Source organism: Thermofilum adornatum, from assembly GCF_000446015.1.
Classification (GTDB): Archaea; Thermoproteota; Thermoprotei; order Thermofilales; family Thermofilaceae; genus Thermofilum; species Thermofilum adornatum.
In genome coordinates, this window is sequence record NC_022093.1 from 224,531 (window position 1) to 237,907 (window position 13,377).

16 protein-coding genes are annotated in these 13,377 nt (G+C 42.8%); 5 read left to right on the plus strand and 11 right to left on the minus strand.

All coding sequences use genetic code 11. The features are described from left to right. Positions 1 to 77: 77 nt before the first annotated feature. Together N186_RS01255 and N186_RS01260 are read right to left on the minus strand one after the other, a co-directional pair. On the minus strand, positions 78 to 1,148 hold the full coding sequence (locus N186_RS01255) for a TIGR04084 family radical SAM/SPASM domain-containing protein (protein WP_052885493.1): 1,071 nt from the start codon (positions 1,146 to 1,148) through the stop codon (positions 78 to 80). 112 nt (positions 1,149 to 1,260) lie between these two features. Beyond that, positions 1,261 to 1,524, minus strand: a complete 264-nt coding sequence (locus N186_RS01260; protein WP_020961953.1) for a hypothetical protein — start codon at positions 1,522 to 1,524, stop codon at positions 1,261 to 1,263. Between the two features lie 65 nt (positions 1,525 to 1,589). On the opposite strand from N186_RS01260, the gene N186_RS01265 reads away from it, so the two are divergent. Then, positions 1,590 to 2,441 (plus strand): NAD(P)-dependent oxidoreductase, encoded by an 852-nt coding sequence (locus tag N186_RS01265; protein WP_020961954.1) that lies wholly within the window; start codon positions 1,590 to 1,592, stop codon positions 2,439 to 2,441. A gap of 1 nt (position 2,442) precedes the next feature. Here N186_RS01265 and N186_RS01270 read toward each other — a convergent pair whose 3' ends face one another. From N186_RS01270 to N186_RS01290, 5 genes are all read right to left on the minus strand, one after another. Next, entirely contained in the window at positions 2,443 to 3,510 is a 1,068-nt protein-coding gene (locus N186_RS01270) for a hypothetical protein (RefSeq protein WP_020961955.1), read from the minus strand. Between the two features lie 9 nt (positions 3,511 to 3,519). Next, positions 3,520 to 4,353, minus strand: coding sequence for a hypothetical protein (locus tag N186_RS01275; RefSeq protein WP_020961956.1), 834 nt, complete (start codon positions 4,351 to 4,353; stop codon positions 3,520 to 3,522). After that, positions 4,353 to 5,093: a hypothetical protein gene (locus tag N186_RS01280; protein ID WP_020961957.1), complete on the minus strand. Its 741-nt coding sequence runs from the start codon at positions 5,091 to 5,093 to the stop codon at positions 4,353 to 4,355. The genes N186_RS01275 and N186_RS01280 overlap by 1 nt, the downstream gene beginning before the upstream one ends. Before the next feature lie 62 nt (positions 5,094 to 5,155). Continuing rightward, positions 5,156 to 5,629, minus strand: a complete 474-nt coding sequence (locus N186_RS01285; protein ID WP_187147034.1) for a Rab family GTPase — start codon at positions 5,627 to 5,629, stop codon at positions 5,156 to 5,158. Positions 5,630 to 5,750: 121 nt separating this feature from the next. Continuing rightward, on the minus strand, positions 5,751 to 6,944 hold the full coding sequence (locus N186_RS01290) for a pyridoxal phosphate-dependent aminotransferase (protein WP_020961959.1): 1,194 nt from the start codon (positions 6,942 to 6,944) through the stop codon (positions 5,751 to 5,753). Positions 6,945 to 7,089: 145 nt separating this feature from the next. On the opposite strand from N186_RS01290, the gene N186_RS01295 reads away from it, so the two are divergent. Then, positions 7,090 to 7,572: a hypothetical protein gene (locus N186_RS01295; RefSeq protein ID WP_020961960.1), complete on the plus strand. Its 483-nt coding sequence runs from the start codon at positions 7,090 to 7,092 to the stop codon at positions 7,570 to 7,572. Here the strand turns inward: N186_RS01295 and N186_RS01300 are convergent. Together N186_RS01300 and N186_RS09855 are read right to left on the minus strand one after the other, a co-directional pair. Then, the gene (locus N186_RS01300) at positions 7,515 to 7,874 is read right to left on the minus strand and encodes a hypothetical protein (protein ID WP_148681949.1); all 360 of its coding nucleotides are present in this window, start codon (positions 7,872 to 7,874) and stop codon (positions 7,515 to 7,517) included. The two genes, N186_RS01295 and N186_RS01300, sit on opposite strands and share 58 nt — an antisense overlap. A 36-nt stretch (positions 7,875 to 7,910) precedes the next feature. Further along, positions 7,911 to 8,045 (minus strand): hypothetical protein, encoded by a 135-nt coding sequence (locus N186_RS09855; RefSeq protein ID WP_020961962.1) that lies wholly within the window; start codon positions 8,043 to 8,045, stop codon positions 7,911 to 7,913. 163 nt (positions 8,046 to 8,208) lie between these two features. Between N186_RS09855 and glmS the strand changes: the two genes are divergently transcribed. From glmS to N186_RS01315, 3 genes are read left to right on the plus strand one after another with little or no spacing between them, the layout of a single operon-like run. Next, positions 8,209 to 10,026, plus strand: a complete 1,818-nt coding sequence (glmS, locus tag N186_RS01305; RefSeq protein WP_020961963.1) for a glutamine--fructose-6-phosphate transaminase (isomerizing) — start codon at positions 8,209 to 8,211, stop codon at positions 10,024 to 10,026. A gap of 1 nt (position 10,027) precedes the next feature. Continuing rightward, positions 10,028 to 11,215, plus strand: coding sequence for a nucleotidyltransferase family protein (locus N186_RS01310; RefSeq protein ID WP_187147035.1), 1,188 nt, complete (start codon positions 10,028 to 10,030; stop codon positions 11,213 to 11,215). A 9-nt stretch (positions 11,216 to 11,224) separates the two neighbouring features. Continuing rightward, on the plus strand, positions 11,225 to 12,349 hold the full coding sequence (locus N186_RS01315) for a glycosyltransferase family 2 protein (RefSeq protein WP_148681951.1): 1,125 nt from the start codon (positions 11,225 to 11,227) through the stop codon (positions 12,347 to 12,349). A 71-nt stretch (positions 12,350 to 12,420) separates the two neighbouring features. Here N186_RS01315 and N186_RS01320 read toward each other — a convergent pair whose 3' ends face one another. After that, positions 12,421 to 12,927 carry a hypothetical protein gene (locus N186_RS01320; protein ID WP_020961966.1) on the minus strand — a complete coding sequence of 169 codons (507 nt, stop codon included), beginning with the start codon at positions 12,925 to 12,927 and terminating at the stop codon, positions 12,421 to 12,423. A gap of 122 nt (positions 12,928 to 13,049) precedes the next feature. Next, positions 13,050 to 13,211 carry a DUF5679 domain-containing protein gene (locus N186_RS09645; RefSeq protein WP_020961967.1) on the minus strand — a complete coding sequence of 54 codons (162 nt, stop codon included), beginning with the start codon at positions 13,209 to 13,211 and terminating at the stop codon, positions 13,050 to 13,052. Positions 13,212 to 13,377: the final 166 nt, after the last annotated feature.

The following is a 13,377-nucleotide window of genomic DNA, read 5'->3' on the forward strand; positions in this document are numbered from 1 at the left end:
GAAAAATGGAGCCCTTAGGTTAATATTAGTTTTTTGTAAAATTTTTCCTTAATAGAAAACTAGATTTCGTTCAGGCTTTAGGGAATGACTTCGACCGTATTATTGTAAGGAGGGTAAAGAATGTCTTTTAGAGTAATTCTCCCCTCTTTTAAGTAGTTTTTTATGGTTGGAAGTGCCTCTAGAAGGGAATCTATGAGGCCTATAGTTGCTTTGCACACTTCTTTGAAGCCGTTTTCGCCCCAAAGCCTCTCCATGTATGCGTACAAGCACCTTCCACCACAATACCTGTAGTAGCTACAGGAGATACAGGGTTCACCTATTTTTGGAGCAGACTCGGGGCTAAGTTTGCCTTGAGAAATATTTCCCAGCTCTGCCCATTTCTCCTCTACAGCTATGGGGCAGGCAAGAATCCTCCCATCAGTTAAAATCGAGAAAGAATTCACTCCAGCCCCACAGGGCGGAGCGGCATAATTATCAATGAATGTTTTTGTTATGATAGCCTTAAATGGGGCAATTCCAAGTACTGTTCCCCTCGACATCTCTTCAACCCAAACATCAACCAGCTTCCTTACCCCGGGAAGGTACGACGCATCCCTCCATTGCTGGAAGTTTTTCCATCTGTCGCTCCATACAACGTCTAGCTGCCAGTGTACATGGGTGAATAGTTTCAATGATAAAAGATGCATGACGTCTAGATAAATATCTGTATCCTCTGTCACAGTCATCCTTGCTATTAAATCACCTGTGAAACCTATTGTCCTTAGCCACTCTGCGGTAGATATTACTTTTTCGTAGACCCCTTTTCCGCGATACTTGTCCGTAACTTCTGGCCTGCCGTCTATAGACAAGAGTATTGCATCGAACTTGAGCCAGTAATCTTTTGGAAGACTCCTGGGAATCGTCCCGTTTGTCTGAATGACAAAATGTTTCACTTTGACATTGTCAATCGCCCACATTATAAATTCAGGGTTTAGAAGCGGCTCGCCACCATAAAATGCAATGACCGCCTCGGGGTCTTTCTCAATAAACCTTTTAAGATACTCAGGGTTGTATTGTATTTTCCAAGGCACTTTTCTGGGGTCGAAGCTTCCCCCACAATAAGCGCATTTCAGGTTGCATTGACCAGTCGTGTGCACTATGTAGAGCATATTTAGGGGTTCACCATTGATGTTCTATGTTCCTAGACCCGTAGCAGTAAGAGGATATAACCATTCAGCAAATAATTTTATTCTAGAAAAATTCGCTGCAGTGTTTTCTCTCCTAGAAGCGGCTTAAAAGATCCTCTATGCATCTCATGTAGGCATCATGTCTTTCGCACTTGAGGATTGTTACGCCGGGCACGTTTTCGTATCTAAGGTGGAGCTCGATCACTTCTCCTTTTTCCTCGTGGAACCTTACCTTTGCCGTCTTTGTTCCCAGCTTGATTATCAGCGTTTTTTCTCCTTCTTCCTCTGTTTTTGTTACATCGTATCCCCTGAATTGTAGCGTCTTCATTACTAGGTCAACTGCCTCTTCTACTCTCATGGTTCTCTCCAATCGTTAAACAAATGGATTAATTTATATTTTAGCATCCATAACTATGAGACAACATGAGGATCGGGTTTATTGGCACAGGTCAAATGGGTTTCCCAATGGCCCGCCACCTCGCCGGAACAGGCAACGAAATAACTGTTTGGAACAGGACTATTGAGAAAGCTAAACCACTAGCCAACTATGGAGCTAGGATCGCGGGAAGCATAAAGGAGCTTGCAGAAAACTCGGACGTGATTTTTATCATGGTTGCCGACGACGAGGCTTCTAGAAGCGTCCTTAAAGAGGTTTTCAGCCATGGGAAGCCCCAAATCATTGTGAACCACAGCACAGTTTCGCCTATACATACACGGGAAGCCTACGAAAATGCTATTGCAGTCGGAACCGAGTACCTAGCCGTACCCGTAATGGGTAATCCCACAAATGTTGAAAAGGGAGACTGCCTCTGTATTGTGGGTGGAAGCGAAAAAGCGTTTCAGCAGGTCAGCGGCTTGACTGGAAGGTATTGCAAGGAACATGTATATGTAGGCAGTCCTGAAAAGGCCTCGGCAATAAAGCTGGCGCTAAACAGTATGTATTTTATGGCTCTAGAGTCTCTCGCCGAGGCTTTGCTCTTGGTAAAATCCTGGGACGTCGGCGAGAACGAGTTTCTGGAAATTGCGAGTAAACTATGGCTTAAAGTAATCGTGGATAGATATGCACACAGGCTATTAGACGAATCGACCCCCACTAGCTTTCAAATGAAGCTCGCTACGAAGGATCTTTTTTATGCTGTCCTATCGGGGTATCACAGGGGCCAACCACTGCCAGTAACAACGAGGCTTGCAGAGATATTCTTGGAGGCCTCCAAATTGGGGAGGCTAGGCGACAAGGACTATACGAGAATCTACAAGTTCTTAGGCTCCAAGTAGGCTAGATTTCTGCAATTTCGACCCACCTGTGTATTTTAAGCCCAATGTAGTCCTCAATCTTTATTGGGGAGAGAACAGCTTGTCTTATAATAAAGGAAGCAAGCTGCGCTGGAATCCTCGCTTGAACCTCTCTGGGGACATTTCCTACGGAGACTTCGAGGTCAGTGTCGCGTACAGCTTCCGGCGGAAAGCCGTCAAAGCCCTGTAGTTCGAGTTTCTGGTTGAAGTACCACCGTGCAATTATCCTCCTAGTGGTATTCTTGGCTACTACTACGGCTCGATAGCCGCCGTTTACCTTGAAGAGGTTCTCGTCTATGAAGACGACTAGCCTGCGGACTTCTCTTTTTTTCTCAAAGGGAAGCCTAGCCTTAGCTACCCAGCTTTCCAGATCGTCTAGAAAATCATGGGGGGACCTGTATTTATTTGCGAGGATTTCTTTGGGCATTCTTGCCACGGGTCTCTCAATCATTATTTCGAGTAATCTTCTCATGTTTTTCCCAGGAGCAATGACATATTGCCATGGTATGTCTAGCCAGTCTTCATACCGATCTATCAGGTTCCACTTTTTCAATAGTTTTACGCGACTGTTGAGTTGTGGATCGAGGACAGCTTCCATTTTTACATCCAGTTCTGTTTGTGTTAGTGTCCCAGCGTAGGCAATAGCAAATGCTTTTTTTGATACATGTTGTCCCGGTATAACTGCTAGAAAAGTGTCCTGGGCATATGGCTTAGCTAGCTCTGGCTTTGTTGAGTTCATTACCGCTTCGAGTAAGGAGTCTAGGTTTCCTGGTATAAAGTTGGGATGTAGCCTTATTATTCTTTCATCTATGTAGGGAAGTTCTAGCCTAGCTGAATAGTCTTCGGCCACAATGCCCCCAACTATAAATACGTCTTGTTTTTTCGCCTCTAGGAGTTTCTCGGGGCACTGTTTGTTTAAACCGTTCTTGTCGTAGCATTTCACTGGTGTGAGGTTTTCGTCTAGAAGTATCTTGTGGAATACAGACTCGTCGCTTATTGCTATAGGGGCAGGTGATGCCCTCTTTGGGTCAGGTATGTATATTACGAGCATTAAGTCTTTTTACCTTTTCTGTGCATATATAAGTGTAAAGGGTCCCTGGGCATGGTATCGTATTTGTGTGAAACGTGCGTCTTGCAGGTCTCTGAGTATTTTTTCTAGGGGTGGATACTCTGGTATCTTCCATATCTTTAGAAGGGTTCTCAGGCCTTCTCTGGCGTTGTCTGGGAACATCGCTATAAGGGTTCCACGTCTTTTGAGCAGCTTTACGGCTAAATCCAGGACAGTTCTCCAACCGAGGCTCATGGCTTCCAGGGATGATGAAACAAATATATCTACATTTGTTGCCAATGATGAAAATTGCTCAGATGTTTCCAAGGTAAAGGCTTTAAGATTTAAATTGTATTTCCGGTTGTATTCTTCTATGGCTTCTTTGAATATTGTGTTTTGGAGTATCCATCTTTCAGCTAATACATGGTTATTTGTATTGAAACGTGAATTCATTTTTGCAAGCATTATTGGAGCAACTGGGTTAACCTCGACTGCGACGGCGCTTTGCGGGACGGAGAGGATGTTTAGAGCCCATTCTTGGAGATTTTCCACAATAGCCATTCTATTGAAAAGTTCGGCAAAAAGGAGGTATGGTCTCCAGTCTCCTTCAAGGTAAACTTCTGAATAGGCCGTTATTCCATATTGGAAGATTTCTTGGAACTCTTTATGCTCTATTCCTAGCTGTGCATTGTTTAGACGTGTAGTTGCCGATGTTACAAGAGATGGAAGTAGCTTTTCGATGCTAGCTAGGTCTAGCAACTGGGGTGCAGATGTTTTTCTGAAGTTTGCCAAAGCCTCAGGAAGCAGTGTTACAGCGATGTCGTGGAAAACCTCTGGATATGACATTACTCTACCACCAAGTCTATTATTTTCCTTCTTTGAAGTGAGAGAAGGGCTTCAATATATGAATAAATAATCTGGGGGTTTTCCAGACCGAGAAGTTGAGAAACTTTTGTGTTTGATACTTCCATGACCCTGTTGATAAATCCTCCATTGTGTTTATCGAAGAGGATCATAGGCCTGTATTTACGTGCCAGCATGGCTTCTCTTTCGTGTACTTTTACCGTTATGTTTGAAGCGTTAGTAATGAGCCAGAAGACCTGCTTAATGTACTCGAAGGGTTTCTCTTCTATGAGTACGTCTAGGAGCCTTATCGCGTTTACGTAGTCTGCCTGGTTGAATGAGAAGGATGTATCGAGCGCCTCGGCTAAAAGCTCTAGCCATGATCTTGCTTGCTGGTAGCTAATGTCTCTTGCAAAGTCGACTTCGAGAGTAGTTTCTCCTTTGTAAACCTTGATGCTACTTGATGGTTGTCTCAGGTATCCACTTATGCGGTAATTTATTCTTTTGCTTTCAACTGTAAAACCGGCAATGTTTCTAAGGCCTCTTAGCCACTCGTCGGGGACTTTAACTTGGTAAAAACCCTTTGCAACTGGCTGTAAAAGGGAGAACACCCTTGTTCCTCTTTCCTCTCCATTTCTGTCGACATACACAATCAGCACATGATTATCATGTGGAAAGGCTACCCCGGCTAGCCCTAAAGGATTGCTCTGCGCATCAATCAAAATCTTATCATTTACTTCCACGGTTTCGACGGTATTACAAGTAGGACATCTTATTTTAAATACCCGAACCATCCCCTGTTTGCTCATAAACTCCCTCTTTCAATAATGTTTTTTAACAAAAAAATAAATGCCTCATTAACATTTATTCCTTTCGCTACTGAAACCTCAAAATATTCTAGCATGCCTTTTGAGCGGGCATATTCTCTAGCCAAGGAATACGGCACGATCTTAAGCTCCTCTAAATCCGCCTTGTTTCCAACGAGTATGCTTGGAACGTTTCCGACAACTCCTTCACTTATTTTTCTCCACTCTTCAATCTCAAGAAAAGTTTCTTCGCGTGTAAGATCAAACACATAGATAATGCCTTTTGCTCCCTTCAGAAACATGGGGGCCAAGAAACGGAACCTGTGCTCTCCGCCTAGATCCCATATAGCTACCGAGATTTCTTTACCATCTAGAACAAGCTTCTTGAAGAAATGCTGTATCCCTACTGTTAATTTTTCTTGTGGGTTAAATTGTTGTCCAGTAAAGTATCTTGCAAGGCTTGTTTTTCCCACGCCTCCGGGACCGCATAGGGAGATCTTAATTGGAATTGTCAATGTAATCACTCTCTAGATATCCTTTGGAATAATGTTAGTTTTTGAATAAAAATTTATTCCTTGGAATATGGTATTTATTCTAGCTCTCCACCCATTCCTTTATTCTCTTTATGCCTTCTCTTATCGCGTTTTCGGGCACGGCGAAAGAGAATCTAAGATGATTTATGCCTCCATCTTTGGGGAAGGCTGTGCCGGGTAAAGTTACCACCCCCTTCTCGTATAGAAGCCTGTCGACCAGTTCTCTTTCGTTTTTCAGCCCCTTCTCTTTTATGACTTGGGTGAAGTCTGGGAAAATATAGAATGCGCCCTCTGGCTTTACTGTCCTGACACCCTTAATCGATAATAGTTCCTGGTATATTAAGTCTCTCCTTCTCTTGTAGCCCTCTAGGATCTCTTTGAACCAGTCCAGCCCATAGTCTAGGGCGCGTGCCGCGGCAATTTGCTCAAAGGTTACTGGGCACGAGTAAATGTTATTTGCGACGACGGAAAGTTTTGAGACTAGGTCTTTGTTGGTGATTACGTAGCCTAGCCGCCAGCCTGTCATTGCAAAGGTCTTGGAGAAGCCGTTTACATAATAAACTGTTTCTCTCCAGTTAGCTGTTTGGAGAGTCGAGAAGTGTTTCTTTTCATATACAAAGTGATCATATATCTCGTCTGAGAGAATAACTATTCCTTTCTTTGAAGCGAAGTCTACTATTTCCTCTATGTCTCTTCTATCTATAGTTGTGCCTACGGGGTTCTCGGGGTAGTTTAGGACAATCATTTTAGTCTTGTCTGTAACCAGCTTCTCTATTTCCGGGAAGGTTATCTTGTAATTATTGTCTCTGTGGAGCCTTAGAAAAACAGGTTTGGCCCCTATATATCTGGCGACAGACTCATAGAGTGGATATGAGGGGTCGGGTATTATGACCTCGTCTCCGGGCTCTAGAAGTGTTATCATCCCTATAAAGATTGCAGACTTAGCTCCAACAGTTACTGCCACTTCTTCAGGCTTTACGTCGGTTCCATATTCCTGCGAGACGAAGTCGGCAATCTTTTCTCTTAGCTCTGGCATTCCAAGGCTTGGTCCATAACCGTTGAATCCCTCATCCATCGCTTTCTTGGCTTCTGCCAACACGTGGGGAGGGGGCTGAAAGTCCGGCTGTCCTATCCCGAAGGAAATTACGTCTACGCCTTTCTTCTTTAACTCGAGGCTTTTTGCAAGGTAAACAAAGGCTTCTTCTGCTCCAAACTGAGAAGAAGCCCTACTAACCCGAAATGCCTGTGGAGTCACGAGATATATCTTTGATAATGTATATTAATTGTTTTCCCTCGCGGGTATGCATCAACGCAAAGGTAAAATTAAAGATTTTTTAACTAGTTGTATATCAAATAAAACTTTATAAATATTTTTGCATTAAATTTTATAGGTGAAAATTATGGAGACCCTTGTCAAAAACGTACAAGAAATTTTAGCATCTATTGAGTCGGGCATCAAAGAGAAAAAGTTTCCAGAGCAAATAAGAATATATATCGAGCAGTTGGGGAGAAATTTAAGGCAATTCCTAGAAACAATCGAGATCGCTACACAGCTAAATACAATACAGACCCCTATAAGCCCGAGCTCAAGAAGCGCTGTATTTAACTTGCGGAAAGCCTTCTATGCTATACTAACTAAAGAGATCAAGCAAAGCGGAGTAAATAAGGATAAGAGCTTGGAGGAGTGGAGGAGAGCTGCTTCGAAAATAATTGAGACATATGAGAAAAGTGGGTTGACAGAGACACCTTCAAAGATAGTTTTGAGCTACGAGATTAAAGAAGAAGGAGGAGTCAAATACATCTCATTCAAGAATGCAAAAATATTCTACTTTGAACTCGAAGGCATTCTACCAGTAGACCTGTCAACCGGAGAGAAAAGATAAGAGTTGAGAAGGGAGTCATCTATATCTGGGGACTCTGTATAGGGTCCAGTGTACCATCCCTTTGCTATTTTTATGAGTTCCTCCTGTGGGAGAATGTCTTCTGCCAGTTTCAGTACGTCTTCGAATGTTCCTTTTTTCCTTATTTCTCGGATTCTTTTTTTGAGATAAGGCTTCTCGTAGACAAGCATTCGGGCCATCTCTTCAAAGATTTTACGACCTTCACTGTTAAGTGAACCATTAGAAAAATAGTTTGAGTTTTGTTTTAGGAGCTTTTTCATGAGGTTCTCTACGTCACGACCCACGTCGTCCATTGGCTTCTAAGGTATAATAATTCGATCCTATTTTACTTTTACTTTGTAGAGGCTTCCATGAGACTCGATGACTATTGCTGGTGGTGCCGCTTTTACTTCTCGCACTTTAATCTTTTTGCCAGCAATTTTCCTCAAAAATTCTTCCATGGTTAGTTCTTCCACTTTTCCACCTGTCTTAGTTTTGCCTTGGACAATGTATAGTTCTTACAATGCTTTTCATAGCGTCCTAAGTCCTGAATACAACTGTTTTACGACTAGAGTGCCATATGCATGTACAAAGTTGGAAGATTATCTTAATTAATGTGGGAAAACTATTGTTGCCTGCATGTGCGGGATAGTTGGGATAGCATCTTCAAATAGAAATGTTGGACCACTGATAGTCGACTGTCTAAAAAAATTGGAATATAGAGGCTACGACAGCGTGGGTGTAGCTATTGTTGGAAAGCATGGCATTCTTATTCGTAAAGGCGCAGGCAAAATAGACTCAGTAGATGAGGCAAAGTGTTTAAGGTGCCTGGAGGGAAATGTAGGAATAGGTCATACACGTTGGGCTACTCATGGTCCTCCAACTGATGAGAACGCTCATCCCCACACGGATTGTGAAGGTAGAATTGCCGTTGTCCATAATGGTATTATTGAAAACTATATGGAGCTCAAAAAGATGCTCATCGCTAAAGGTCATGTTTTCAGGAGTTCCACTGATACAGAAGTTATAGCTCACTTGCTTGAGGAAAATGCAAGAAATAATTCTGACTTTTTCGACGTGTTTCGAAGAACAGTTCGTTCTCTTTCTGGTAGCTATGCTTTAGCTGTGGTTTCGGTCATGGCTCCTGGAAAGATCTTTTTTGCCAGAAAGCATTCGCCCCTCGTTATAGGTCTTGGCAAAGATGTCATGTTTGTTGCTTCCGATATACCGGCCTTTCTCGATTTTACAAACAAGGTTATCGTGCTTAATGACGGCGAGCTTGGCTACATTGATAGTGGAAGTGTTTACATGGAAACAATAGAGGGCAAACCGATAGATGTTTCCAGCAGGATATTAGTCGTCCCATGGACAGCTGAACAGGCAAGGAAAGAGGGGTTCCCTCACTTTATGCTAAAAGAAATCCATGAACAACCACTCGTAATAGGTGAGACTATTCGTGGCTTTGGCATAGACTATGAAAAAGGCGCGGAGATGCTGGTCAATGGAAAAAACATTTTTGTTACAGCGGCTGGGACAAGTTTTCATGCATCACTCTACTTCGCGCTCCTCACGATGAAGCTCTCCTCCCAGAAAGTTATACCTTTTATCTCTTCTGAATACGAAGTCTACGCTCATGTAGCTAGCGAAGATGATGTTCTCCTAGCTGTGTCGCAGAGTGGTGAGACTATTGATACACTGGCTGCTCTTAGGGCCTTCAAACAGAAGGGTGCAAAAGTCGTGTCCCTAACAAATGTTATTGGCAGTGTGATTGCCAGGGAAAGTGACCGTCAGATATACATGAAGGCTGGACCCGAAATAGGCGTAGCAGCAACAAAAACATTTACCGTCCAGCTAACTGCTTTGACTTGGCTTTCCATTCTTATTTCGCACCATACAGGAAAAATAGGTGAAAATGAATTAAAAGAAATCAATTCATCACTTAAAGAGTTGCCCTCACTCGTTGAAAAGACAATTAATTTGTATAGTGGATGGAGCAAGGAGCTGTCCAATTTCATGGCAAAGAAGGCCAGTGCTTATTACTTGAGCAGGGGACTTGGTGTACCTATAGCACTTGAGGGGGCCTTGAAACTGAAGGAAATAGCTTATATACATGCCGAGGGGTATCCAGCTGGGGAAAGCAAACACGGCCCTATAGCACTTGTCGAGAAGAATTTCCCAGTAGTTTTTGTCTCAATTGAGAAATCGCTCGAAAAGCGTCTTCATGGAAACGTTGAAGAGATGAAAGCTAGAGGTGCACATACAATAGGAATAATTCCAAAGGACTCGGAGCTACGGGAGCTCTTTGACAGGACAGCGATCCTGCCCTCCAGCAACGAGTTTTTAACTCCTATTTTAGGCGTTGTTCCTTTACAGCTACTTGCATACTACACCGCCGTGGAAAAAGGTTATGACCCGGACAAGCCTAGAAATCTTGCAAAAACAGTTACGGTGGAATAAAATGTTGCCCGTTGTTCTGGCAGCAGGTAATCCGAGACGGATGCTTCCTTTAAACGAGGGACACCATAAGTTCCTTTTAAAGGTTGCGGGAAATCCTATATTCCTTTATTCCCTCAAGAGTCTTCTAGACGTTTCTGGTGGAAGATCCTTGCTTGTCATAGATAGGGATATGCCACAAGAAGAGGTTCAGAAATCTCTCACTGCTAGAAAACTCCAGGATAAAGTAGACCTAGTAATCCAGAAAGGGAGTAGTCTCGAAGAGGCTCTGAGACAGGTTATAGATGAGGCGAGTGAAGAGTGGTTTCTCGTAGCTTATGGAGACGTAATTGCTCCAGCTGACGCATTCAAGCTCATGATAAAAACACATGAAGAGACACAGAGACCTGTAGCCCTCGTTATCCCTAGACCCGAAATAACTAGCTACGGTGTAGCATATGTGTCCGGTAAATCCTTAAAGAAAGTTATTTCTCCTGAGAAAGCACATGGAGAAGCAATTGACACGAGTTTTGTTCTTGGCGGAGTATTTATTTTGCCGAGACAAACCATTGACCTATTAAATGACGGAAACAATTTCTACGAGGCAATGAATTACCTTATCGAGAGAATGGGGATAGAGATTGCCCTATGGAGCGGCTCGTGGGTCTCCGTTGATTATCCTTGGGATCTAATAAGTGCATTGTACGAAGTCCTTGGAACTGACTGTAAGACTGTTATTAGTCCCCGTGCAAAGGTTTCGCCTCTCGCCGTTCTTGAGGGGTGCGTAAAAGTTGAAGATTATGCTTTTATAGATCATTATGCCGTGATCAGGGGACCAGCCTATATAGGAAGAGGGGCCCTCGTAGGCAAGGGCGCATTTGTCAGGGAATTCACATCTTTAGAGGAGGGCAGTGTTGTCGGAGCACATACAGAAGTTAAGAGAAGCATTTTACAGGAAAAGGCCACTGCTGGAAGTTTTTCGTTAATCACGGACAGTGTTCTGGGGCCACAGAGTGTAGCAGAGCCGAGAACAACTGTTATCAGTGACCTTCCTAGTGATAGAAGAGTTTTACGGCCTTTGCCTTTGCAGGGTATTCTTTATGAAAAGCAGAAGTTGGGCGTGTTCCTCGCTCCCAGAGGCAGGATAAAGGCTGGAAGCATTGTTGGCCCAGGTGTAAAAATATTTAGAGATGGCGGTATCGAGCACATATAGGAGCTGGCTGTGTCACACCCGAAACTCAGTGTAATAATAACGGTGTATCGAGAGGCAAAAATGTTGCCAAGCCTACTAAGCCAGCTTTCCCGTCAGAAGACGAGTTTCCCTTATGAAATAATTGTAATGATAGATGAGCCTGCAGACAAAATCATTAGCACTCTAATTGAAGAATATAGGGGTAGAAACGTTAGGTTTGACGTTTCACATGTGCGTAGGGGAAAAGTTAGCGCCCTGAATACAGCCATAGGATTGGCCAGGGGCGATGTATTAGTATTTTTAGACAATGACGTGGAAATTAGAGACGAGTTTTTCCTTGAAAAGATAAACCGCTGGATGGAAAAATTTGATATCGCAGAAATAAAGAAAAAGATACACATAGACAGTTTTCTTAGCCGTCTAGTATATTACGACTACGTCTCTTTCGGCGTTGCCAGCTATATTTTCGAGAAGCATGTAAAAAGATGCGCCGGCCTAAACGGTGCAGCAATGGCTCTCACCAGGAAAGCCATCAAGGATCTTGGAGGATTCAAGAACTGTATACTGGAAGACATGGACATAGGATTTAGAAGCTACTTTACAGGCTATCCTTTCAAATACATATTTGACACCGAAGTTATTGTTTATTCTCCTCACAGCATAAGGGAATGGCTAAATCAGCGGATGCGATGGTCTGTGGGGGCGTGGCTGTGGATCAGAGAGCACTTGTTTCATTTTGCCTATGCAGGAAACAGGCACAATGTAGAAGAAAGCCTGGCCGCTCTTTTCGCTATGTTTCCGGGAAGCATCTTTTTTGCTTCAATGTTTTTTGCGAGCGATACCCCACTTGTTAAAACTCTCCCTTTTGTTCTCTCCCTGTTTGGAGGTCTGATCGCCCCGGTGATACCAATAATGACGATCTTCGAAATGTTTACTTCGCTCCTTCCACCATTCATTTTCGTATTTCTTGTTCTCCTAGTGTTATACTCGTTATTAGTGTTGCCGATTTCAGTAAAACTGGGCTTCCAGGTGCACTTAGTAAATTTTTTGTTGTATCTGTTTGTTTATTCTCCACTTTGGTTTTCAGTGCTTATAGCGGCCTTCATAAGGGTGTTTATTTTCCAGAAGAAAGATATATCAGGGTGGAAAATATAATTCACTTTTTGGATGTGATGAGGGAAGAGACGCCTGAAATAGTTGATGAATACACTAGAGGCTGAGCTTTATCACTGTTTTTGCGTGGCTGTTAGGGCCTTGAGAATCAAGTTTTCCCTTTCGCGTAGAAGAGACTCAATATCATTGACTAGAGTTATTGCCTCGTTGACTTTTTCTAAAAGCTCTTTGGGTTCCAGTGTAGGGCTTAGAATTATCACTTTTTCGAACATTCTAGAGGTATAGGTTAATAGCTGAGCATCTTCTTCGAGGATTTTTGGGACCAGTTCCTCGTTTACGCTTGGCAATTTATTTGTGTCCGAGGTATAGGAGTACCTCTTCAATAGCTGGGCAACCTTCAGGAGCTCGATACGGAGATCATCAAGCCTCAGTCCAACAGAGACGTTTTTCTGTTTGACAAATGCCGATATTCTCTCCACCCTTATACGGGCTTCATCAACCAAAGATAGCAATCTTTTACGTACCAGCTTATCATCTTGGAAAAACGTGTTGGCTTTATAGCCCGTAAAACCTGGAACTGCACCTGAAATCTTTTCAACCAGCTCCGAAACATTACTCATTCTGACACCCTGAGGCTTGGTTAAGTTGGTGATAATAGGAAATATATTTTTGTCTTCAAAGAAGAAATAAAAGAAAAAAATATTTTGTTTTGGTTCGCTCTAGTGCTCCTAGTGCTAGTTGTTTACTGTTTTACGCGGCCTACGAACCTGTAGACTGTTGTGCCACAGTTGGGGCAGGTGCCCTTGTAGGCGAGCCTTCCGTTCTTGAGAGTTACTTGCTGTGGGTTCTTCATCTCAACGGTTTTGCGGCATTTAACACAGTATGCTGTTATTTTTTCTGGCATATTTGTCGCCAATAACTTTTTCACATGAGAGGTATATATTCCTTACGCTTCAATTTTTCTCTTTTTGTGAAAAGATAATCTTTTTTGCCGTAGTTTCTAAAAAGAGATTTTTTATTCCAATTAATAAAAGAGACCATTTTTAAAAAGAGATTTTTTTAATTTTCTT

Bases quoted from the DNA above. Each gene is read 5' to 3' on its own strand.
- N186_RS01270 (WP_020961955.1), bottom strand. From the start codon at position 3,510: ATGCTCGTAATATACATACCTGACCCAAAGAGGGCATCACCTGCCCCT.
- N186_RS01310 (WP_187147035.1), top strand. From the start codon at position 10,028: ATGTTGCCCGTTGTTCTGGCAGCAGGTAATCCGAGACGGATGCTTCCT.
- N186_RS01295 (WP_020961960.1), top strand. From the start codon at position 7,090: ATGGAGACCCTTGTCAAAAACGTACAAGAAATTTTAGCATCTATTGAG.
- N186_RS09645 (WP_020961967.1), bottom strand. From the start codon at position 13,211: ATGCCAGAAAAAATAACAGCATACTGTGTTAAATGCCGCAAAACCGTT.
- N186_RS01260 (WP_020961953.1), bottom strand. From the start codon at position 1,524: ATGAGAGTAGAAGAGGCAGTTGACCTAGTAATGAAGACGCTACAATTC.
- N186_RS01320 (WP_020961966.1), bottom strand. From the start codon at position 12,927: ATGAGTAATGTTTCGGAGCTGGTTGAAAAGATTTCAGGTGCAGTTCCA.
- N186_RS01275 (WP_020961956.1), bottom strand. From the start codon at position 4,353: ATGTCATATCCAGAGGTTTTCCACGACATCGCTGTAACACTGCTTCCT.
- N186_RS01265 (WP_020961954.1), top strand. From the start codon at position 1,590: ATGAGGATCGGGTTTATTGGCACAGGTCAAATGGGTTTCCCAATGGCC.
- N186_RS01255 (WP_052885493.1), bottom strand. From the start codon at position 1,148: ATGCTCTACATAGTGCACACGACTGGTCAATGCAACCTGAAATGCGCT.
- glmS (WP_020961963.1), top strand. From the start codon at position 8,209: ATGTGCGGGATAGTTGGGATAGCATCTTCAAATAGAAATGTTGGACCA.